The sequence below is a fragment of the Agathobacter rectalis ATCC 33656 genome, from assembly GCF_000020605.1.
GTDB classification, from domain to species: Bacteria; Bacillota; Clostridia; order Lachnospirales; family Lachnospiraceae; genus Roseburia; species Roseburia rectalis.
This window is the reverse complement of record NC_012781.1, coordinates 719,096-740,666: the sequence shown is the minus strand read 5'-3', so window position 1 is coordinate 740,666 and position 21,571 is coordinate 719,096. Positions and strand designations below refer to the sequence as shown.

23 protein-coding genes and 2 pseudogenes are annotated in these 21,571 nt (G+C 50.0%); 22 read left to right on the top strand and 3 right to left on the bottom strand.

Annotated features, from left to right (window positions below; genetic code table 11):
* Nucleotides 1-37 precede the first annotated feature (37 nt).
* A complete protein-coding gene (locus tag EUBREC_RS03635) occupies nucleotides 38-1,135 on the bottom strand; it encodes a hypothetical protein (RefSeq protein ID WP_012741703.1) in 1,098 nt (365 codons plus the stop codon).
* A gap of 195 nt (nucleotides 1,136-1,330) precedes the next feature.
* On the opposite strand from EUBREC_RS03635, the gene EUBREC_RS03630 reads away from it, so the two are divergent.
* The 13 genes and pseudogenes from EUBREC_RS03630 to EUBREC_RS03570 all read left to right on the top strand — a co-directional run bounded on the left by EUBREC_RS03630 (nucleotide 1,331) and on the right by EUBREC_RS03570 (nucleotide 12,579).
* Nucleotides 1,331-2,704, top strand: a complete 1,374-nt coding sequence (locus tag EUBREC_RS03630) for a ParB/RepB/Spo0J family partition protein (protein WP_306542055.1) — start codon at nucleotides 1,331-1,333, stop codon at nucleotides 2,702-2,704.
* A 309-nt stretch (nucleotides 2,705-3,013) separates the two neighbouring features.
* Nucleotides 3,014-3,370, top strand: coding sequence for a DUF7768 domain-containing protein (locus EUBREC_RS03625; protein WP_003500157.1), 357 nt, complete (start codon nucleotides 3,014-3,016; stop codon nucleotides 3,368-3,370).
* Nucleotides 3,357-4,442: a DNA cytosine methyltransferase gene (locus EUBREC_RS03620; protein ID WP_012741700.1), complete on the top strand. Its 1,086-nt coding sequence runs from the start codon at nucleotides 3,357-3,359 to the stop codon at nucleotides 4,440-4,442. Before EUBREC_RS03625 ends, EUBREC_RS03620 begins: the two co-directional genes overlap by 14 nt.
* Before the next feature lie 4 nt (nucleotides 4,443-4,446).
* Nucleotides 4,447-5,160, top strand: a complete 714-nt coding sequence (locus tag EUBREC_RS03615; protein WP_005927704.1) for an antirestriction protein ArdA — start codon at nucleotides 4,447-4,449, stop codon at nucleotides 5,158-5,160.
* A gap of 14 nt (nucleotides 5,161-5,174) precedes the next feature.
* Nucleotides 5,175-6,224 (top strand): hypothetical protein, encoded by a 1,050-nt coding sequence (locus EUBREC_RS03610; protein WP_012741699.1) that lies wholly within the window; start codon nucleotides 5,175-5,177, stop codon nucleotides 6,222-6,224.
* Nucleotides 6,225-6,315: 91 nt separating this feature from the next.
* On the top strand, nucleotides 6,316-6,786 hold the full coding sequence (locus EUBREC_RS03605) for a PcfB family protein (RefSeq protein WP_012741698.1): 471 nt from the start codon (nucleotides 6,316-6,318) through the stop codon (nucleotides 6,784-6,786).
* Nucleotides 6,783-7,427 (top strand): annotated as a pseudogene (locus tag EUBREC_RS03600) (type IV secretory system conjugative DNA transfer family protein); the annotation flags it as partial. The gene EUBREC_RS03605 and the pseudogene EUBREC_RS03600, both read left to right, overlap by 4 nt.
* A gap of 592 nt (nucleotides 7,428-8,019) precedes the next feature.
* Entirely contained in the window at nucleotides 8,020-9,684 is a 1,665-nt protein-coding gene (gene ltrA / locus EUBREC_RS03595) for a group II intron reverse transcriptase/maturase (RefSeq protein ID WP_012741696.1), read from the top strand.
* 113 nt (nucleotides 9,685-9,797) lie between these two features.
* Nucleotides 9,798-10,988: pseudogene (locus EUBREC_RS03590) on the top strand (VirD4-like conjugal transfer protein, CD1115 family); the annotation flags it as partial.
* 89 nt (nucleotides 10,989-11,077) lie between these two features.
* Nucleotides 11,078-11,236: a Maff2 family mobile element protein gene (locus EUBREC_RS16890; protein WP_003500126.1), complete on the top strand. Its 159-nt coding sequence runs from the start codon at nucleotides 11,078-11,080 to the stop codon at nucleotides 11,234-11,236.
* 154 nt (nucleotides 11,237-11,390) lie between these two features.
* The gene (locus tag EUBREC_RS03580) at nucleotides 11,391-11,663 is read left to right on the top strand and encodes a helix-turn-helix domain-containing protein (protein WP_002592127.1); all 273 of its coding nucleotides are present in this window, start codon (nucleotides 11,391-11,393) and stop codon (nucleotides 11,661-11,663) included.
* Nucleotides 11,623-12,000: a TnpV protein gene (locus tag EUBREC_RS03575; protein ID WP_012741693.1), complete on the top strand. Its 378-nt coding sequence runs from the start codon at nucleotides 11,623-11,625 to the stop codon at nucleotides 11,998-12,000. Before EUBREC_RS03580 ends, EUBREC_RS03575 begins: the two co-directional genes overlap by 41 nt.
* A gap of 54 nt (nucleotides 12,001-12,054) precedes the next feature.
* The gene (locus EUBREC_RS03570; RefSeq protein ID WP_040647981.1) at nucleotides 12,055-12,579 is read left to right on the top strand and encodes a hypothetical protein; all 525 of its coding nucleotides are present in this window, start codon (nucleotides 12,055-12,057) and stop codon (nucleotides 12,577-12,579) included.
* A gap of 97 nt (nucleotides 12,580-12,676) precedes the next feature.
* On the opposite strand, the gene EUBREC_RS03565 is transcribed toward EUBREC_RS03570, so the two are convergent.
* Nucleotides 12,677-13,483 carry a helix-turn-helix transcriptional regulator gene (locus EUBREC_RS03565; protein WP_041253903.1) on the bottom strand — a complete coding sequence of 269 codons (807 nt, stop codon included), beginning with the start codon at nucleotides 13,481-13,483 and terminating at the stop codon, nucleotides 12,677-12,679.
* Nucleotides 13,484-13,965: 482 nt separating this feature from the next.
* On the opposite strand from EUBREC_RS03565, the gene EUBREC_RS16885 reads away from it, so the two are divergent.
* The 7 genes from EUBREC_RS16885 to EUBREC_RS03535 all read left to right on the top strand — a co-directional run bounded on the left by EUBREC_RS16885 (nucleotide 13,966) and on the right by EUBREC_RS03535 (nucleotide 19,430).
* Nucleotides 13,966-14,154 (top strand): hypothetical protein, encoded by a 189-nt coding sequence (locus tag EUBREC_RS16885; RefSeq protein ID WP_002592123.1) that lies wholly within the window; start codon nucleotides 13,966-13,968, stop codon nucleotides 14,152-14,154.
* Nucleotides 14,151-14,492 carry a DeoR family transcriptional regulator gene (locus tag EUBREC_RS03560; RefSeq protein WP_012741688.1) on the top strand — a complete coding sequence of 114 codons (342 nt, stop codon included), beginning with the start codon at nucleotides 14,151-14,153 and terminating at the stop codon, nucleotides 14,490-14,492. The genes EUBREC_RS16885 and EUBREC_RS03560 overlap by 4 nt, the downstream gene beginning before the upstream one ends.
* Nucleotides 14,485-14,781, top strand: a complete 297-nt coding sequence (locus EUBREC_RS03555) for a DUF3847 domain-containing protein (protein ID WP_012741687.1) — start codon at nucleotides 14,485-14,487, stop codon at nucleotides 14,779-14,781. Before EUBREC_RS03560 ends, EUBREC_RS03555 begins: the two co-directional genes overlap by 8 nt.
* A gap of 529 nt (nucleotides 14,782-15,310) precedes the next feature.
* Entirely contained in the window at nucleotides 15,311-15,649 is a 339-nt protein-coding gene (locus tag EUBREC_RS03550; protein WP_003509323.1) for a helix-turn-helix domain-containing protein, read from the top strand.
* A gap of 186 nt (nucleotides 15,650-15,835) precedes the next feature.
* Entirely contained in the window at nucleotides 15,836-17,416 is a 1,581-nt protein-coding gene (gene mobQ / locus EUBREC_RS03545; protein WP_012741684.1) for a MobQ family relaxase, read from the top strand.
* A 63-nt stretch (nucleotides 17,417-17,479) separates the two neighbouring features.
* Entirely contained in the window at nucleotides 17,480-18,124 is a 645-nt protein-coding gene (locus EUBREC_RS03540; protein WP_012741683.1) for a CHC2 zinc finger domain-containing protein, read from the top strand.
* Entirely contained in the window at nucleotides 18,093-19,430 is a 1,338-nt protein-coding gene (locus tag EUBREC_RS03535; RefSeq protein ID WP_041253900.1) for a virulence-associated E family protein, read from the top strand. The genes EUBREC_RS03540 and EUBREC_RS03535 overlap by 32 nt, the downstream gene beginning before the upstream one ends.
* A gap of 28 nt (nucleotides 19,431-19,458) precedes the next feature.
* On the opposite strand, the gene EUBREC_RS16880 is transcribed toward EUBREC_RS03535, so the two are convergent.
* The gene (locus EUBREC_RS16880; RefSeq protein WP_004612762.1) at nucleotides 19,459-19,698 is read right to left on the bottom strand and encodes a hypothetical protein; all 240 of its coding nucleotides are present in this window, start codon (nucleotides 19,696-19,698) and stop codon (nucleotides 19,459-19,461) included.
* Here EUBREC_RS16880 and EUBREC_RS03530 point away from each other — a divergent pair.
* Both EUBREC_RS03530 and EUBREC_RS03525 read left to right on the top strand, forming a co-directional pair.
* Nucleotides 19,672-19,869 carry a hypothetical protein gene (locus tag EUBREC_RS03530; RefSeq protein ID WP_006873181.1) on the top strand — a complete coding sequence of 66 codons (198 nt, stop codon included), beginning with the start codon at nucleotides 19,672-19,674 and terminating at the stop codon, nucleotides 19,867-19,869. The two genes, EUBREC_RS16880 and EUBREC_RS03530, sit on opposite strands and share 27 nt — an antisense overlap.
* Nucleotides 19,870-21,540, top strand: a complete 1,671-nt coding sequence (locus tag EUBREC_RS03525) for a recombinase family protein (RefSeq protein WP_012741681.1) — start codon at nucleotides 19,870-19,872, stop codon at nucleotides 21,538-21,540. It abuts the gene before it with no gap.
* Nucleotides 21,541-21,571 lie beyond the last annotated feature (31 nt).

Below are 21,571 nucleotides of genomic sequence, written 5' to 3'. Positions count from 1 at the left end.
CAGATGCAATGCATTTAATAAGATTATTCGCATTAGTTTATTCTGCATGATTGTATCCACAATAACTATCCGCAGAATGTAAAGATAATGATTTTACACTTCCATTTTCTAGATAAATGTCAAAATAGTAAGTATTTGTTTTATCTTTACAAAATATAGTATCTGTTTGATCTTTTTGTATTGTCCAGATATCGCTTTTACTCAATATAGTTCTTACGCTATCCACATCCATATTATATTTAATCCCATATAACATATAACCGCCATCGCCAGTTATATCAATCTCTCTAATGCTATCGTCCTTATGACAAGCAAAACAAACATTATCATTTTGTTTAAATTTTCCTGCATCTACTTCATTTTCAATTGTGAATTTTATGTTTTGATCTATTTGAGATATGTTCTCTCCAATATATCCAGAAAGTTCTATTTCATCTTTTCCAACATTTTCTTCTTCAACCTCACTATAAACACTTTGAAATCCTTTTCTTATCCAATAAAGATTATATGAATTATCATTTATATCTTTCATTACCAAATATTTTTTATCTTTTCCAATAAGCATTGTATCTTGAATATTCTGATTTTCTTCATACATATTAATGTTATAGTTCAAATGATCATCTTCAATGCTACATACTCCCTTTCCACCAAGTCCTATTCCAATATAGAACGAAAAATCGCCGTTTTCATCAATTTCTAAATCAGCACCATACTGTGTTAATCCACTTCCATACATAAAACTAAGAGATCGATCATTATTCTTATTTGTTGCAACACTATCCAATACCCATATTCCCACAAAATCTTTCAAATCACTTTTATTTTGCACAGCATCTATAATTGAACTATCATCATACTCACCCAAATACTGTTCATTGTTTTCTGGCAAGAATCCATAGCACCCATACTTATTTTTTTTATCAGCATTTTTTAGCTTAATCAAATATTCCGCAATTTCCTGATTTACCATCTTCTGTGTGCTTTCATATGTAGGGTTATTTTTCTTTGTTTTTTCAGTTAATGAACCTACTGCTGCATCTCTTGTTATATAACAGCTTTTAAGATATGCATAACAATACTGGGAGAGTTCATACAGATTTTCCGGTGTTATATTCTTAACATCTCCAAACACAACATTGCAACGGTGTACAAAGGGAACATAATAAAAAACTTAATAATGGACTGCCAATCTTACACAAAGTACCGCCCAAACGAGACTACGGGCGGTATTTTTGTATCATGGCGGAGAAAGGAGGAACTTCCCACGGGGGCTTGACTGAAAAGTTGAGCCTCTTTTTTCATGCCAAAAAACAGGAGGTAAATGCTTATGGCAGATGATAAAACCACAAAAACGCCGGAACAGCCGGTAACGGATAGCGGGCCGGGCAAGGAAACGCCTCCCGCTCCCCCAAAAGAGCCGGAGAAGGTTTCCGTTTCTCCGGAGCCGGAAAAAAAGACGGAACCGGAGGTAAAGAACCCGCAGGTTTCCGTCTATAACTTCGCTGAAATTATGAAGGAAAAGAAAGTCGAGGAACGGGCGGCAGCTCCCAGCGGGGAAAAGCCTGTCCCGGCAAAAACGGAAAAACCGGAAAAGCAGCCGGAGGCTCCGAAGAAAGCGGAGGAAAAACCCAAAGAGCCGGAACAGCCGAAGCGCCGGGGCCGTCCCCCGAAGGCAGATAAGGACAAGGACGCAGCCCCGAAGCCCAAAGCTCCCGCACAGAAACCGGAAAAGGCGGTCAAAAAGGAACCGGAGAAAAAAACGGCTCCAACGGTGCAGACTGCTCCCACTCCGAAGGAACCCGAAAAGCCGAAGGATGCACCACGCCGGGGCAAGGAGCAGATCGTCTATATCAAGCTGAACGAGCTCTACGCCTTCAAGAACCATCCCTTTGAAGTCCGGGATGATGAAGAAATGCGGGCTATGGTGTCCAGCGTTAAGGACAAGGGCGTGACCCAGCCCGCTATTGTTCGTCCCCGTGAGGATGGCGGCTATGAGATCGTGTCCGGCCACCGCCGCCAGAAAGCCAGCGAGCTTGCCGGGTATGCGGATATGCCCTGTATCGTCCGAAACCTGACAGACGATGAAGCCATCACGCAGATGGTCGAGGACAATCTCAACCAGCGTGAAGAAATCCTCCCCAGTGAGCGGGCCAAAGCCTTGAAAATGCAGCTTGAGGCCATCAAGCACCAGGGCTCCCGCACTTCGGGCCAGATTGACCCGAAGGACGCAGGCAAACGCTCCAACGAGATTGTGGCCGAGCGCAATAAGATGGCGGTCAAGCAGGTGCAGCGGTATATCCGGCTCAATGAACTGGTTCCCGACCTGATGAAGCTGATGGATGAAAAAAAGCTGGGCTTTACTACGGCGGTGGAGCTTTCCTATATCGGCAAGAAGAACCAGAACTATATCGCCGTCGCCATTGACAGCCAGCAGTCCTCTCCTTCGCAGGCGCAGGCAAAGCGTATGCGTGAGCTGGACGAAAAGAAGCTGCTCAACGGGGATGTGATCGACGGCATTATGATGGAGGACAAAAAGGAGGTAGACAAAGTGATTTTGACAGGTGCGGAACTGAGCAAATATTTCGGCAAGGAAACTACGCCGAGGGAAATGAAGGACCAGATCATCAAGTTGCTGGACGACTGGAAGGGACAGCAGAAGGAACACGAAAAGCCGGAGAAGAAAAACGAACAGGAAAAGTAAGCCCAAACTTCGGGTCAGCATGGCCCGAGGATTGCGGGGTTCTGCCCCGCGCCCCGAAGCTCTGGAGATATAAATGATTCCCCGTCGCCAGTTATTCCGTAGCATAGCCGGGAAAATCAGTCAAGGGCAGCGCCGCCGCAGGCGGTGCCGGAGGCACCCTTGACGGATTTCTCCCGGTTATGCTTTTTCCCGGTCAAGCGACGGGGATATAAATTCTCCAGAGCCGTTCCCCTTCCCGGGGGAAGGGGCGGAGGGGTTGGGCGAACTCTTGCTTTTCCCTAAACCTAAACAGAAATGGAGGCTCAACCAATGAAACGACCTTTAGCGTACCTGACCGCCGCATGGAGCGGCGAGCCGGATGTTGATATGGAGCTGGCGGCCCACTACTGCCGTCTTGCTTATGAGGCGGGCTTTTCCCCGATCTGCCCGCTCTTGTATCTGCCGCTGTTTTTGAATGACAGCGTTCCCGAGGAACACAAGGCCGGGATTGATATGCGCCGGGATATGCTGCGGCGCTCCCACACCCTGATCGTCTGCGGCAGCGCTGTGGATGAGGATGTAAAAAACGATATTGCGGTTGCCGGGCGGCTGGGCATTGCGGCGACCACACTGGAAGGGGTGCTTGCCGTGAAGGGACACGGCACCCCGGGCCATGCCGGACATTAAGCTGGGAAGCCTTTTCGACGGGATCGGCGTGTTCCCTCTGGCTGCTTCCCGGTGCGGTATCCGTCCGGTATGGGCCAGTGAGATTGAAAAAGCGCCCATCTCCATAACCAAAAGGCACTTTCCCGACATGGTGCATTTGGGGGATATTACGAAGGTGGACGGCGGGAAAATCCCACCTGTCCATATAATTACCTTCGGTTCCCCCTGTCAGAACCTTTCTCTGATCGGCAACCGCTCCGGCCTTGCCGGGGCAAAATCAAGCCTGTTCTATCAGGCGTTTCGTATCATACAGGAAATGAGGGATGCTACTGATAACCTATATCCAGCTATCGCTGTTTGGGAAAACGTCATGGGAGCGTTTTCTACAAATGACCGGATGGACTTTAGAGCCGTCCTATCCGCCTTCTCGGACACCGAAGTTCCAATGCCTCCTTCGGGAAGATGGGGAAACGCCGGAATGGTGCGAGGGGGAACGCCTGATGTGTGCTGGCGGCTCATGGACGCCCAGTATTGGGCAGGCTCCCGAAGGCTGGCACGAAGGCAGCGGATTTTCGTCGTGGCGGATTTTGGAGGCAGACGTGCCGCAGACATACTATTTAAGCCCCGTCCAATGCTCCCACTTCCTCCGCCTTGCGGAGAGGGCGGGCGGGCCGCCGCCGAAGGAGATCGAACAGCTTCTTTTGAAACAGGGCGGCAGATACCAGTCATCCACCCCTTTCAGTGCTTCCGTATGCGGGGAGCGGCAAAAAGGCAGGAAGAAACGGCCTTCCGAAACAGCTTCGGATTACCAACTGACCCTTTTCCCACTCTTTTAGCCAGTGATGTAACGCCCTTTGCCTTCTGGTATGAGGGCGACCCGGAGGGCGGCTGTATCCGTTTTCTGACGGAAACGGAAAGCGAACGGCTGATGGGGCTGCCGGAGGGCTGGACAAAGTACGGGGCGGACGGCGTGGAGATCCGGCCTCTGCAACGCTACAAGGCGCTGGGAAACGCGATTGCCCTCCCTTGCGCCGATTACATTATGGCCGGGATTTATGAGGTGCTGGCTGACCGGGCCGGAAAGGAGGAATGAGCCCATGTTTGAAGCCTATATAACCAATACAGCCCTGTACCCCTTGATGGGGATCGAGGTAGGGACAACGGTACATTTCCCCATGACGACACAGGAGTTGCAGGCCGCCCTTGCCAAAATCGGGATAGACGGGAAACGGTACAGCGAAGTGTTCTTTACCAGCTTTGACAGTGATGTGCTGGGGCTCTACGATCATCTCTACGAATGTGAGAACATCGACGAGCTGAACGAGCTGGGCCACGCCCTGCTGGAAGTACGGGATAAGGGCGGACTGGAAACCTTTGAAGCCGCTCTTGTCTTGGGAAACCACACACGGAGCGTGAAGGATTTGATAAACCTGACCCAGAACCTTGACCTGTACCGCTTTTACCCGGATATTTCTGATGATGAAGGGCTGGGCCGTCTTTACGCCGACGAGCTTGGGACCATCGACATACCGGAGCACATTCAGAACTACTTCGATTATGAGGCATACGGGCGGGATGTGCGTATCAACGAGGGCGGCGTATTCGCTCCCGGTGGGTACGTGTCGGCAGTCCCGGAGGGCTTCAAGGAGTATTACCACGGGCCGCAGGACATTCCGCCGGAACACCGGATATTTGCCTATCCTGAAAAGGCCGAGCCTGTCCACTCCATTCTCGCTGCACTCAAACGGTTTCAAGAAGCCCCGCCCGCTCCGAAAAAGGACAAGGCGGGGCCTTCCCATGAAGAACGGTAAGACTTCGGGCCAGCATGGCCCGAAGCATGAAGGAGGTGCATACCATCAACTATTACCCTATCAATGAAGGAGCCGCCCGCCGGGCAAAGGAAATGAACAGCTTTTCCGACTACAAGGAAGGGAGCGCAACGGCGGAATACCGGGCAATGGTGGACAAGGCCGCCGCCATAGCGGAACGGCAGAAATCCCGGGTGGCCCCCATGTACCATGAGAAGATTGACCATCTGTTAGACACCTACGCCCGCAAGCTGGCCGAAAACATGAACCAGGGCTTTGCCATTGACGCAAGGGTTCCCTCTGTGATGATCGCCGGACCTGCCAATTTCCCGGTGGGAAAGAAGGAAAAACAGAACCGGGCCCGGGACAGCAACATGGAGGAATGGCGGTATATTCAAGGGCTGCTGGATAAGATACGCAGTACCGGCATGGGCGGGATCAGCGCCGATGACCCGGCAGCGATTGAAAAGCTCCAGAAGAAGCTGGACGGGCTGGAACGCTCCCAGCTCATTATGAAGGAGGTCAACGCCTATTACCGCAAGCATGGCAAGCTGGACGGCTGTGCGCTGCTGTCACCGGATCAGATCGAAAAGCTGAAAGCAAGCATGGCGTCAAGCTGGCGGAGCGATCCGAGGCCCTTTGAAAGCTACCAGCTTACCAACAACAATGCGGAAATCCGCCGGGTAAAGGCCCGTATCGAACAGCTTTCCAAACAGGCACAGCAGGAATTTTCCGGCTGGGAGTTCGATGGGGGCCGTGTGGAAATGAACCGGGAGGACAACCGCTTGCAGGTGTTCTTTGACGGAAAGCCTGACGCGGACACCCGGGCCGAGCTGAAAAGCAACGGTTTCCGCTGGGCTCCCAGCGTGGGCGCATGGCAGAGGCAGCTCACGGACAACGCCATCCGGGCGGCTGACCGCTTGGAATGTATCAAGCCGCTGTCCGGCGAAAAGCCCTCCCAGCTTCAAAAGAAGCCCTCTATCTTGCAAACCATGCGGGAACAGGGCGAAAAAGTCCAGACGGAGCCGGAAAAGAAAGCTCCGTCCGGCAGGGATGCCGAGCGGTAAGCCTCGGGCCACATTGGCCCGAGGTTTTCTGTTCCCCGAGACTGTACGGGGGCCTCCCGGATAGCGGGAACCCCGACGGAAAGGAGGTTTTATGCAGGAAGAAGTAAACCAAAAAACGGTTGCCCTTTCGATCAGGACAACGAAGCTCACAGGAAAAGTGCTGGCTGCCGCTCTTGGCAAGGTGGTTCGGGCGCTGCAAAAGCACCACCGGAAGGCGCTGACCCCGCAGGGACGCCAGAGCGTGAAAAAGCTGATGAACCACTATGGCGGCAAAAGTGCCATGCCCTATGTGGGAGCTCCAAAGGATTTTGACCGGATCGCGAAGGAGTTCCATGTGGACTACGCTTTCCATAAAGTGAGCCCCGGTCATTACCTGCTGTTTTTCAAAGCCAATCAGGCGGACGCTATCACGGCGGCCTTCCAGAAGTACAGCGCAAAGGTGCTGAATAAAGAGCAGGACAAGGCTTCCATCCTCGGCCAGCTTCGGAAATTCACGGAGCAGATCAGGACACAGGCAAAGGAAAAGCAGCGAACCAGAGAGGCGGTGAAGGACGGACGTTGAGTGACAAAATCAGAAAATATGTACTCCCAAACCTGCCGTACCTCTTTGTGTTCTGGTTCTTCTCCAAAATCGGGACGGCCTACCGGATCGCCCCCGGCACAGACTTCGGGACAAAGCTCATGGGGATGCTCGATACCTTCCCCAAAGCCTTTGAAACCTACTGGCCGGGGCTGGGAGGTATTGACCTGCTGGTGGGCCTTGCCGGTGCGGCTGGGGTGTATCTGCTGATACAGTCAAAGATCAGGCAGGCGAAAAAATTCCGGCGGGATGCGGAATACGGCACCGCCCGCTTTGGAACAAAGGAGGATATAAAGCCGTTTGTTGACCCAAAATTTCAGAACAATGTCATTCTGACCGGGACGGAGTTCCTTACCATGAACACCCGTCCGAAGATACCCGCCAATGCCCGGAACCTAAACGCCTGTGTCATCGGCTCGTCCGGCTCGGGAAAGACAAGGTTCTGGCTGACCCCGCAGCTCCTTCAAGCCCATTCCTCGTATGTGGTGGTAGACCCGAAGGGCGGCACCCTCGACCAGTGCGGGCGGTTTCTGCAACGGGAGAAATACAGGGTGCGGGTGTTCAACAGTATCGACTTTTCAAAATCCATGCACTACAATCCGCTGGCCTATGCGCGACACGAGGTCGCGTAATTAAACTGTTCGGCGCCGACCGAACCTGTTATTCCATTAGCAGTAGCCTATCGTCACCGAAGCGGCTGGCAACGGCCGTGAGGCAGCATGACGAGAAAAGGTAGCCCTCCCGAAAGGGTCAAGCCGAAACCGCGAGGCAGAGGCGAAAAGCTGGAAGCAACGTCCGGCTGGGGAGCTTGGCTTGTGTAGTATGGTGAATGTAAGTAAATCGCTGTTAAACGTCGTTAGCGGGAACCAGGCTAAAGTTGCTGATAAGCCTGAACCAAAAAGGTGTGCAGTCGGATGTTCTCCTGTAAGCTGGGAACACATGGACAAACAAGACTGCCGGCGGATAGGCGGCACCTAACCTACACGGTTGATTACGTGAAACGTGGTAAGCCCACGCTCTCTCCGTATATTCGGAAAGCTGACCGCAAGGAAAGCCGATAGAAACGCGGGTAAGGAACGCTGGAAAAAGCGAATGCCGACCTTGTAATGAGAACGGATAGGGATTGAAACAGTATTCCACGCGAAAGCGGGCTGACTTCCAGCAGGTCTATCTTTACGAGAGAATTTACAGAACTTTTGAGAGGAGGAATTGCAAATGAACAGGAAACTGTGTGCGCCTGCTGACAGGGCACAAAGCTGGGAATCCATTGATTGGAAGAAGGCGGAGGCCTATGTTAAAAAGCTGCAAATGCGTATCGTAAAGGCTCAAAAAGACGGTCATTACAACAAGGTGAAAACCCTGCAATGGCTGTTGACGCACTCTTTCTATGCCAAGGCATTGGCGGTAAAGCGTGTGACAAGTAATAAAGGCAAAAACACTGCTGGTGTAGACCATGAATTATGGAAAACGCCAAAGGGCAAATTCGAGGCGATTGAAAAACTCAAACGCCGGGGCTATAAGCCCCAACCTCTCAGACGGGTGTACATCCCGAAGAAAAACGGAAAATTACGCCCGCTGAGTATTCCGACGATGACAGACCGCGCCATGCAGACATTATATAAGTTTGCATTGGAACCATTGGCAGAAACTCTAGCAGACCCGAACTCCTACGGTTTTAGAATTGGAAGAAGCACACACGACGCTATCGGGCAATGCTTCAACGATTTATGCAGAGCCGGTTCTCCACAATGGATTTTGGAAGGAGATATTAAAGGGTGCTTCGACCACATCAGCCATAACTGGCTGTTGGCAAACATTCCAATGGATAAGAAAATGCTCGGGAAATGGCTGAAATGCGGTTTTGTGGAAACCAAAAAGCTCTTTCCAACAGAGGAAGGAACCCCACAGGGCGGCACAATATCGCCAGTCTTGATGAACATGACCTTAGACGGTCTGGAGCGGATTCTAAAAGAAAGATTCCCTATGAGACGGACGGTGGCAGGTAAAACTGTTTACGACCAGATTAACTTCGTGCGATATGCCGACGACTTTATCGTTACCGGAAAAAGCCCGGAAACTCTACGTAACGAGGTTATGCCGCTCATCAAGGACTTTCTGGCGGAACGCGGCCTGCAACTCTCCGAGGAAAAAACGGTAATCACACATATCAGCGACGGTTTTGATTTTCTTGGGCAGAACGTTCGGAAATACAACGGAAAATTGCTCATTAAGCCGTCAAAGAATGCGATAAAATCCTTCCTCAAAAAAGTGCGGACTATCGTTAGGGAGAACAAAACAGCCACACAGGACTTGCTCATTCGCAAGTTAAATCCTGTCATTCGTGGTTGGGTCAACTACCATCGCTATGTAGTTTCTGCGGATATTTTTGGATTGGTTGACCACAGGATTTTCGAGTGCCTATGGAGGTGGGCTTGCCGCAGACACAAGCGAAAAGGTAGGAAATGGATTGCCAACAAATACTGGCACCATATTGATAACCGAACGTGGACGTTTGCAACAGAGCCTGCTTTCCGCAGTAAAGATTTCGATGAAAAATACCTCAAGCTGGAATACGCGGCAAATACTAAAATCATCCGATTCAGGAAAATCGCCGCCGAAGCTAACCCATTCGATGAAAAATGGACGGGATATTATGAGGAACGTGACGGAGAAAGAATGCTGAACAGTACCAAAGGACGGGAAAAACTCGTTAAAATCTGGAACAACCAGAAACGGTGCTGCCCTGTATGCGGAGAAAGAATTACATCCGAAACAGGATTCAAGACGCATTTTAACACCGAAAACAACAGGAAATGGCCCGCTATTATGGTACATCCCTGGTGTCATCGAAATCTGCATGAGCCAAACTACTTGATTTGAGCCGGGTTTCGTTTTACACGAGGCCTTACGATAGGCTTGAGCCGTATGACGGGAAACTGTCACGTACGGTTCTTAGGGGAGGGGCTGGCAGCAATACCAGTCTCTTACCCGACATCAAGACGGAAAGCGATGTTTTGAAATTCGTTACCGCCTTGATTGCCAACACCAAAGGCGACGGCAAGGAGGGCGACGAGTTCTGGACCAAAGCCGAAACCCTCTTGTACTGCGCCCTTGTGGCCTACATCGTCTTTGAGGGGCCGGAAGAAGAACGCAACATGAATACGCTGGTGGAAATGATAAACAGCATGGAAGTCCGGGAGGATGACGAAACCTTCAAAAATGCGGTGGACTATATGTTTGACGGGCTGGAACGCCGCAGCCCCCAGCACTTCGCCGTGAGGCAGTATAAGAAATACAAGCTCGCCAGCGGCAAGACAGCCAAAAGCATTTTGATTTCCTGCGGTGCAAGACTGGCTCCCTTTGATATTCCCCAGCTTCGGGAGATCATGTCTTATGACGAGCTGGAGCTTGATAAGCTGGGGGACGAAAAATCGGCGCTGTTCTTCCTTATCAGCGACACGGACACCACCTACAACTTTTTGGTTGCCCTTGCTTTCTCGCAGATGTTCAACCTTCTGTGTGAACGGGCTGATAACACCTATGGCGGGCGTCTGCCCTACCATGTGCGGGTGCTATGGGACGAGGCTGCCAACACCGGGCAGGTGCCGGGGCTGGAAAAGATTGTGGCCGTCATTCGTTCCCGGGAGATCAGCCTGACGCTCTTTTATCAGGCTATGAGCCAGTGCAAGGCATTGTACAAAGACCATTCCGAAACCATCATGGGAAACATGGACAGTATCGTGTTCCTCGGAGGCCGGGAGGCTTCCACCCTAAAGGATATTTCGGAAAACTGGCTGGGCAAGGCCACCATCTCTATGCAGACCGAGGGCCGAAGCCGGGGACAGTCTGAAAGTTACAGCCAAAATATGCAGCGGCTTGGCCGGGAACTGATGACCACCAGCGAGATCACCACCATGCCCGGGGATAAATGTATCTTGCAGCTTCGGGGGCTCCCGCCCTTCCTGTCCCCGAAGTATGACTTGAAAAAGCACCCGAATTACAAGTACACAGCCGAATTTGATAAAAAGAAAAACGCCTTCCGCTTGGAAAGCCTGTTCCGCCACCGGCCATTGAGACTAAAGCCGGAGGACGAATACACGGTGTACAAAGTGGACGGCTCCGACACGGACGAAGAAGCTGACCTGTTGAATTTCGATGATCTGGACAGCGACGAGTTTGTGTAACTTCGGGCCATGATGACCCGAAGCGCCGCCGATGTGGGCGGCTTTTTTTGTACCCAAAACCATCAAACAAACAAAATGGAGGAACGTATATGGAATTTTTCAATCAGGCAATCGACATTCTCAAAATTCTGGTCATGGCTCTTGGCGCCGGTCTGGCGGTGTGGGGCGTCATCAACCTTCTGGAAGGTTACGGGTCGGACAACCCTGCGGCAAAAAGCCAGGGCATTAAGCAGTTCATGGCTAATTAAAGGGAACAAAAAGAAAGGAAAAACCAATCCAGACGGTATCAGCGACAGGCTACAAGATTAAATTGTGATTTCACAAGATTGGTGCTATAATAAGAGAAAAGTTCCTGCCGGGGCAGCCACCCCGGTGGTATGGATAGAAAGGCAGGAAAACAATATGCACATCAGCTATAAACCACTCTGGCATACACTGTTAGAGCGTGATATGAGAAAAGAAGATTTAAGGCTTGCCGCCGGTATGACAACGAATATGATTGCCAACATGAGCAAAGAAGGAAAGCACATCAGTATGGACACATTAGCCCGTATCTGCGAAACGCTGAATTGTGAGATTACCGATGTGATTGAGTTAGTACCAGACGAGCCTGCTTCCACAGGAGGTAAGGAACATGAGCGAATTGAAACCAAGAATAACAGAAAACGGAATTGATTATATCCTTGTTGGGGATTACTACATCCCGGATTTGAAGCTACCGGAAGAACACCGCCCCATTGGAAAGTATGGACGGCTACACCGGGAATATTTAAGAGAAGTCCACCCAGCCAGATTGAACACATTGATATTGACCGGAGAGCTATGGACATATCTTGCAGGCCTGAACGAACAGGCACAGGAACGGTTAGACACCATCATGGAGCAGATGAAGGCTGCCGATGGTGTGACCGAGGAATTGAAGCGTACCCATCAAATGGAATGGGTGCAGCGTTGCAATAACATTCACAACCGGGCAGAAGAAATTATTTTGCAAGAGATGATTTATTCATAACGGTATGGTAGAATGATTATGACAAATCGAAAGTTGACAAGGAGTTTTGATAGCGTGAAAAAAATATTTCTTAAAATTGTGATAGGGGTTGTTCTTGCTTGTATTTTATTTGTTTGTTTTCTTTATACGAACAATGAGATCGGCGTGACTTCATCTAAGCTGGAGGCAGATATTCGTTCGTCGCAGAAGATTAAGGATGATTGGACGGTCGATGGAAGCGTTTCCAGCACGATGGCTGCATATATTTCTTACCCTCAGGATTTGAGTGACCATTCTTTTTCCGTCTATGTCAATCGTCCAGGACTTTCCTTCGGATATTTTTTCCGTGGAGGTGGAACTCTTTCGGGGATTCAAAGAGGAATTGTGGAGTTTACTGTAGAGGGATATAATGAACGAGCATTTATTTCTATGAATCAACAGCAGGTGCAACAACTTGAAATAGATGATGGCAACACAATTCAAGTGGTTGATATTGACCGCAATAAACCTTTTGCGATTGTCTTGCCTATAAATGCGGGTAATATTACTTTTTATGATGTAAATAGAAATACTGTGGAATATTGGAATAATCCTCTTTGACAAATTCCAGTTTGTCGTGCTAAAAATTCAACTGAATAATCCCAGCAAAAACCGCTGCTACATGGAAGCCAACAAACCATGCAACAGCGGTTTTTCTTTATCGTTTTTTCCTCTGGCTGATAGGCGTTCCCATTTTCTTTGATTTTTTGAGAATCCGAATCAGCCAGCGAAATTCTTCATCTGACAGATTTTTATAGTTGATACCAAGCTGCTTACAGTAAAGGACAACCAGCTTTTCATCACGGCTGCCCTTGAAATTTTCAACCGCTTCCAGATTTTCTTTCAGTTCATCGGCAACGGTGGTCTGAGGTGCACTCTCGCTGTCCTTTTTATGGGCTTCCCGAATATCCCGGATAATCAGGTTGAGGTCATCCCGTACCATGTGACTGAAATATTCATCATCACTGATATGGGCGGCTTGCAACACTTTCAAATGGGGGTCATCTTCGCCGGGGCGATACCGTTCAATGATTTCATGCCGGACGGTATCGACAAGGGCGTTGAGGTTTTGAATCTGCATGGTGGCAATCCCATCCACATAAATCTCAATGTCCGCAAGAAACTTGATAAAGTCCTTATGGGTGGCAAGTTCGCACAGCAGACGGTTGTTAATCCAACCGCTTTTCAGAAGTGCTACCATCTCATCACTCAAATGCAGCTCCCTTAATGGCGTGTTGATCTCCGCCCGGTTCTCTGTCCGGCAAAAGAGATAATCGAGGGACACCCCATAAAAATCTGCCAGCAGGATAAGGTTGCCATGATTGATTTCCTTATAGTCGTCTTTTTCATAACTGCCAAGAGCCGATTTTGAAATACCCGTTTGCTCAGCCAGTTCTTCCAGTTTTAATCCTTTGTTTAATCGTAAATCTTTTAGCCGTTCCTGTATTGTAGTAGCTCCGTTCATTGAAGCAGTTCCCCCTTCTGACAACATTTATAACCGTTGAATTGATTATACCATATCATTCCGCAATCGTGGAAATTTCTGATTTTTACCCCGAATTCCTGCTTTGTGGACATACGGCACAGGGCACAAAAATGTTCTATGATACAGGTAGTTCATCGATGGATTATTCCAATCGAATGACCAGCCTGTGTGGGATATGCTTCCCCGGCGATGTAGTGCCATGACTTTTGGCAGGGATGTGGAGGAACCCTGACCGAAACGAGCATACCAAAGGGAGCGATACGCCGCTGTGAGATTCAGGGGAGGAACGACACCGGGGAGAACTGGCGAACTGACACCGAAATGATACCGAAACACGACAATCTGATAGGGGGACAGTCTACCCTATCGCTGATACTTCGGGAGATTTTAAGCGGCTCTATGACCGTAATTTTTCCAAAAATCGCCCCGAAACCATACACTAAAACGGGAGGAAGCGCAATATGCCGAGAATGAGCAAAAAGAGGAAGCATGAGCTTTCTTTTTACCTCAACGACCGGGGGCGTGTCACTTACAACGAATTATGCCGGAAATGCCAGCATGGGTGCAGGCAGAGCTTCCGGGCGGTTGTGGTTGACTGCCCCCGTTATTTATCCAAACGAGCAAAGAAAAAGGAGGAACACACCGAATGAATTTTGAATTTATGACGATAGACACACCCTTGCCGCCCTGTGTGCCATTTCCCAGAGCGTTGACAGGATTTCCAGTCAGCAGCACCGCAAAGGTCATGTACTGCCGGATGTTGGACGCTATGCTCTCCAATGGGCAGGAGGACGAAAACGGAATCCTCTTTGTCTGCTTCCCTGTCACAGCCATTGCCGCAGTCCTGTCCCGCAGCTCCATGACGGTCAAGCGTTCTTTGAATGAACTGGAAACCGCCGGGCTTATCATGCGGGTGCGTCAGGGCGTTGGAGAACCAAACAGGATTTATGTGCTGATACCGGGAGAGGAGGACGCTGCCCTTGCCTGATACCTCAAAGCTGGAAAGGCTCAACCGGGAGCTGGAAAAAAGTGAAAAGAAACTGCGGAAAGCCATCAATGATGAAAAGGCGTTGCAGCACCAGCTAAAGCAGCTTACCCGAAAGGAACGGACGCACCGGCTCTGCACTCGTGGCGGTATGCTGGAAAGTTTTTTGCAAGAGCCGGAACGCCTGACCGATGATGATGTTATGCTGTTGTTGAAGCTCATTTTTCACAGACAGGACACACAGGAACTATTGAAAAAACTGCTGGAACGAGAGAAGCCGGAAACCCCTTAGTTTACTAAGGGCGCAATTATACACCACCCAAAGGTTGGTGCATTGCGTTCTCCGAAGGCTCCTCGCCGGAGGGCTGTGATTTTCCGCAGTCATGGTCTGCTCCAAATCATACAGGGGACGCTACGCTTCCCCTGCGCTGGCTGTCGCCAGCTACCCTTTTGTGGACTTGCCGCCCGGAAACACCTTGCGCTGCAAGCTGTTCCCGTCCAGCAAGTTTTATCAGTCGAGCTATCCTTATCTACGGTAATTTAGTATAATAAGGTCAAAAAACAGAACGCTATCATTGTGCAACCGATATGCAACTGATAATTGCTTGATAGTTGGTGGTAGCAACACGGTAATTCAGATAGAATAAAGCCAACAAAGAAAGGAGGTCATCCAAATGAATGTTAGTAAACATCATTATGATTGTAGTCGGAATAGTTTTCTCATGTATCTTTGTCGGCTTGCTTATCCTTGTTATTCGTGCATTGCTTAAATATATCCGTACAGAGAAATGAAGCCAACAGCAACATTAGGAGGTGGTCAAATGAAAGTAACCGTATTTATGATAATCGTTGGAATAATTTTCTTATGTATCTTTGTTGGTTTGCTTACCCTTATTGTTCGTGCATTACTCAAATATATCCATTCAAAAGATGTACGGCAGGAAAAATCCGTAGTGAGGAAATCGTTGGGTGAAGCACTCAAAGTACACAGAACACAGTGCAAAATGACGCAGGAATTTGTTGCTGAAACGATTGGTGTTAGCAGGCAGGCTGTTTCAAAATGGGAAAATGGAACATCCGACCCTTCCACATCAAATCTTTTTGCACTTGCAAAACTTTACGGTATTTCTGTTGAAGAATTACTAAAAGAAGTTGAATAATCTTCATGCAGATATTTTATTTCATCATCGGGCCACCCTGACCCGAACTTTCAAAACTGAATACCAGCCGCCCACCGGCGGCACCACCGAGCAGGAAATCTGAAAAGGTCTCCTGCTTTTTTTCTGCCCCAAATGAGGTGGTAAAACGCCACCCCATCCACCAATTACCGAAAGGAGGGACACGAAATGCCCTGTCCACACAACGAAATCTCGATTGTGCAGCGAAGCCAACAGCAGTCTGCGGTTGCCGCCGCTGCCTACCAGAGCGGCGAAAAGCTGTTCTGTGGATACGATCAGGAAGTGAAGCACTACCCGGAAAAGCGTGGTATCGTCCACAATGAAATCTTGCTTCCGGCAAATGCCCCACGGTCGTATGCAGACCGCAATACTTTATGGAACGCCGCCGAAGCGGTGGAGAAGCAATGGAATTCCCAGCTTGCAAGGCGGTGGGTGCTTACCATCCCCAGAGAGATACCGCCCGACCAGTACGCTGTCCTTGTCCGGGAGTTTTGTGAGCAGCAGTTTGTTTCCAAAGGGATGATTGTTGACTTTGCCATCCATGACCCCCACCCGCCGGGACACAATCCCCACGCCCATGTCCTGCTGACTATGAGGGCAATGGACGAGCATGGGAAATGGCTTCCAAAGAGCCGCAAGGTTTATGACCTTGACGAGAATGGGGAACGGATAAAGCTGCCATCCGGCAGGTGGAAAAGCCACAAGGAGGATACAGTTGACTGGAACGACCAGAAGTATTGTGAAATCTGGCGGCATGAATGGGAGGTCATCCAGAACCGCTATCTGGAAGCCAATGACCGTCCGGAGCGTGTGGACTTGCGTTCCTATGCCAGACAGGGGCTTGATATTGTCCCCACTGTCCATGAGGGGGCTGCTGTCCGGCAGATGGAAAAGCGTGGTATCCAGACGAATATCGGCAACCTGAACCGGGAAATCAGAGCCGCCAACAGCTTAATGCAGTCCATCCGGCAGCTTATCCAAAACCTCAAAGGCTGGATTACCGAGCTGGGCGAAAAGCGGAAGGAACTGCTTGCACAAAAAGCGGCGGAAGAAGCGACGCTTCTTCCCAATCTTCTGATGAAATATATGGAGATACGAAAGGTAGAACGGAAGGACTGGACGAGGGCTGGGCAGAACCGGGGGACTTCCAAAGACTTAAAGGCAGTCAGCGAAGCTCTGTCCTATCTCCGGCAAAAGGGGCTTTCCACTGTGGAGGACTTGGAAGCCTTTCTGGAATCTTCCGGGAAATCAGCCGCAGATTACCGCAATCAGATGAAGCCAAAGGAAGCCCGCAGCAAAGTGATTGACGGGATTCTTGCCAGCCGGACAGACTGCAAAGAATGTAAGCCTGTCTATGAGAAGTACCAGAAGATATTTTTTAAGAAAACAAAGGAGAAATTCAAACAGGAACACCCGGAGGTTGCCCGGTATGAGAAAGCCGCCGCCTACCTTGCCAAGCACCCGGACGATAAGGACAGCACCCAAAAGGAGCTACAAGAGGAGCAGGAAACGCTTCTCAGCGACATCGCAGAGCTGAAAGTACCACTGACCGAGGTGCAGGAGGATTTGAAGAAGCTGCGGGACATCCGCTACTGGGTACGGAAAGCCACACCCGGCACAGAGGAAAGTAAAGAGCCGCCCAAGAAACAGCCTATCAAAGAAGTCTTGCAGGATAAGGCGGACGAGAAAAAAGCACAAAGAACCGCCCCGGCGCAGACGAAACACAGACAACAGGATATGGAACTTTAACAGACACTTGCCATTTTCAATCAGAGAATGTCAGGTGCTTTTTCTTTTTAAGGAGGGATAGATTTGAATGTATTTGAAGCTGTGAAGCAGTCCGTCACAACAAGACAGGCTGCGGAGCATTATGGAATCCATGCAGGGCGGAACGGGATGGCTTGCTGCCCGTTCCATCACGATAAAACCCCAAGCATGAAGCTGGATCAGCGTTACCACTGCTTCGGCTGCGGTGCGGATGGGGATGTGATTGATTTTGCCGCCGCCCTGTATGGGCTGGGAAAGAAAGAAGCCGCCGTACAACTGGCACAGGACTTCGGGCTTTCCTATGAGGACTGGAAGCCGCCGGGAAAGGCAAAAAAGCCCAAGCCCCGGCAGAAATCCCCGGAGGAACAGTTTCAGGAAGCAAAGAGCCGCTGCTTCCGTATCCTTGCCGATTATCTCCATCTGCTTCGGGCATGGAGAAAGGAATATGCCCCGCACTCCCCGGAGGAAGCCTTTCATCCCCGGTTTGTGGAAGCCTTACAGAAGCAAGACCATGTGGAATATCTGCTGGATGTGCTGCTCTTTGGGGAGACAGAGGAAAAAGCAGCTTTGATTACGGACTACGGAAAGGATGTGATACAGCTTGAAAAGCGAATGGCAGAGCTTGCCGCCGCAAACGCAGCAAGAACTAAAAAACACCATGAACGCCATGCAGCCGCCCCAGAGCATTGAGGAAATCAAGGCGGGGCTGGAAACTACCGAGAAAGGCGGTGTCCGTCAGAGCATACGGAACTGCCTGACCGTATTCCAGCGTGACCCGCTGCTTTCCGGGGCTATCGCATACAACATCCTGACCGACCGCAAGGACATCATAAAGCCCATCGGCTTCCACAGGGAAAGCACCGCCCTGAACGATACGGACATGAAGTATCTGCTTCTCTATCTGGAAGAAACCTACGGGCTTACCAATGAGAAGAAGATTGATAACGCCATCGGGATTGTGGCGAATGAAAACAAGTACCATCCCATCCGGGACTATCTCAATACCCTTGTGTGGGACGGGACAGAGCGAATCCGTTTCTGCCTGCGGCACTTTCTGGGGGCTGACGCAGACGATTACACCTATGAAGCGTTGAAGCTGTTCCTGCTGGGTGCAATTTCACGAGCCTTTCAGCCGGGATGCAAATTTGAAATCATGCTCTGTCTGGTAGGCGGTCAGGGGGCTGGCAAGTCCACCTTCTTCCGTCTGCTGGCAGTCCGGGACGAGTGGTTCTCCGATGATTTGCGGAAGTTGGACGATGACAATGTGTACCGCAAGCTGCAAGGTCACTGGATTATCGAAATGTCGGAAATGATGGCAACCGCCAACGCCAAGAGCATTGAGGAAATCAAGTCATTTTTAAGCCGGCAGAAAGAGGTCTACAAGATACCCTATGAAACCCACCCGGCAGACCGCCCCCGTCAGTGCGTGTTTGGCGGCACTTCCAATGCCCTTGATTTTCTTCCCCTTGACCGTTCCGGCAACCGCCGCTTTATCCCCGTCATGGTGTACCCGGAGCAAGCCGAGGTTCACATTTTGGAGGACGAAGCTGCTTCCAGAGCCTATATCGAGCAGATGTGGGCGGAAGCGATGGAGATTTACCGAAGCGGCAGGTTCAAGCTGGCTTTCAGCCCCGCCATGCAGCGGTATCTCAAAGAACACCAGCGGGATTTTATGCCGGAGGACACCAAAGCCGGAATGATACAGGCGTATCTTGATAGGTACACCGGGAGCATGGTCTGCTCCAAGCAGCTCTACAAGGAAGCTTTGAACCATGCCTTTGACGAGCCGAAGCAATGGGAAATACGGGAAATCAACGAGATTATGAACCAATGCATTGACCGCTGGCGGTACTTCCCGAATCCAAGAATGTTTTCCGAATACGGCAGACAAAAGGGCTGGGAGCGTGAAAACCCGGCAACGGACTTATGCAACCCGTCTGAAAAAGCAATGGATGGCTTTGTGGAGGTCACAGAACAGATGGAGCTTCCATTCTGAAAATGACAGCCCGTTGCACCCCCTGTTGCTATCCCGTTGCCGAGCCGGTTGCCGGGGAAAACCCCTTATTTCCGGGCTTTTCTCCCTTATAACAACCAAAACAACAGAAAAATAAAAGAAAAGTATAAATAGTAATCATCGCCAGATTGAGATTGTTTGCAAGGTCTTTTGAAGCCCGTTGCCGGACTTCGTTGCCGACACCCTCTGTCTGGCTATTTTCATGTATGGAGGATAACTGCCTATGGCAAAAAACAAAACAGAGATTCATGTGACCACTGTATTTGACGGGGAGCTTGACGCAACCGATGTGTTCGTCAGCCTGATTTCCCAGAAATATGGAAAGACAAATTCAAAAGAATATCTTGCTAAAAAGAAAGATTTGAAGTATAATGAAGATGAGGTTCAAAAGAGCCAGATACCGTCTGGATTGTGTGGGTAAATGGCTATGATGAACGAAATGGAATACAGAACAATCGGTTCGGCACTTGCCGGGGGCTATCGTGCAGCGGTCTATTGCAGACTGTCAAAGGACGATGACCTGCAAGGCGAAAGTGCCAGTATCGCAAACCAGCGTGATATGCTGGAAAAATACTGCGAAAAGCAGGGATGGGAGGTTGTGGCAGTCTATCAGGACGATGGCTTCACAGGTCTTAATATGGAGCGTCCTGATTTACAGAGAATGTTGAGAGCCATTGAGCGCAGGCAAATCAACCTTGTCATCACGAAAGACCTCAGCCGACTGGGGCGGAACTATCTGCAAACCGGGCATTTGATTGAGGACTTTTTCCCAAGAAACGGTGTCCGCTATATCGCCATGAATGACGGTATCGACACCCTGCGGGATAACAACGATATTGCCCCGTTCAAGAATATCCTGAACGAGATGTACAGCAAGGATATTTCCAAGAAAGTCCATTCCTCTTATCTTCTGAAAGCGCAGAAAGGACAGTTTACCGGGTGTCTTGCCCCGTTTGGGTATCGGAAAGACCCGGAGGACAAAAACCATCTGCTCATTGACGAGGAAACCGCCCCGATTGTGCGACTGATTTTCGGATATGCCCTGAACGGTCATGGTCCGAACTATATCCGCAGACGGCTGGAGGAAGAAAAAATCCCCTGCCCCACATGGTGGAACCGGGAACGGGGGCTTCGCAATACCCGCACCAAATGGGAAAAGAAAGACCCAGAAAAAGGACGGTATATGTGGGACTTCTCCGTTATCAAAGACCTTTTGATGAATCCCGTCTACACCGGGGCGATTGCTTCCCAGAAAAAAGACTACCGTTTCAAAATCGGCACGATTGGGGAAAAGAAGCCGGAGGACTGGATTGTGGTGGAGGGACAGCATGAACCGCTGATTGACCGCATGAGCTTTGACATTGTGCAGAACAAGCTGAAATCTCGCCAGCGTCCGGGGCAGACCAATGAAATCAGCCTGTTTGCCGGACTGATAAAATGCGGCGAGTGTGGGAAGTCGCTGACGATACGCTACACAAACGCAAAACATCCCCAGCAAATTTATTCCTGCAAGACCTACAATGCCTTTGGAAAGAACCACTGCACCCAGCACCGGATTGACTATGACACCCTTTGCAGCCATGTGCTGCGGAAAATCAGGGAATGTGCCAGAGCTGCCCTGATGGACGGGGAAGCGGTTGCCGACCGCCTGACCAATACCTGTGAAGCAGAGCAGCGGGAACAGCGGGAAGCAATGGAACGCTCCCTCACAAGGGACGAGGAACGGATTGAGGTTCTGGACAAAATGGTCATGCGGCTTTATGAGGATATGATTGCAGGGCGTATCAGTGAGCAGAATTTCAACACCATGCTGGAAAAGACACAGACCGAGCAGACGGAGCTTAAAGCAAAGGTGTCCGAGGGCAGAAAGCGGCTGTCTGATGAAGTCCAGCTTGCCAATGACGCAAAACAATGGGTGGAAGCCATTCAGGAATATGCCAACATCACAGAGCTGGACGCAGCCACCCTTAACCGCTTAATCAAAGAAATCGTCGTGCATGAGCGCATTGACGAAGATAAAACAAGACACATTTCTATCGAAATTCATTTTAATCTCAAACCCATCCCGGAGGTGGAACAGGTCAGTGCCTGACCTGTCCCGCCGGGACGGTTCTCTTAAAAAC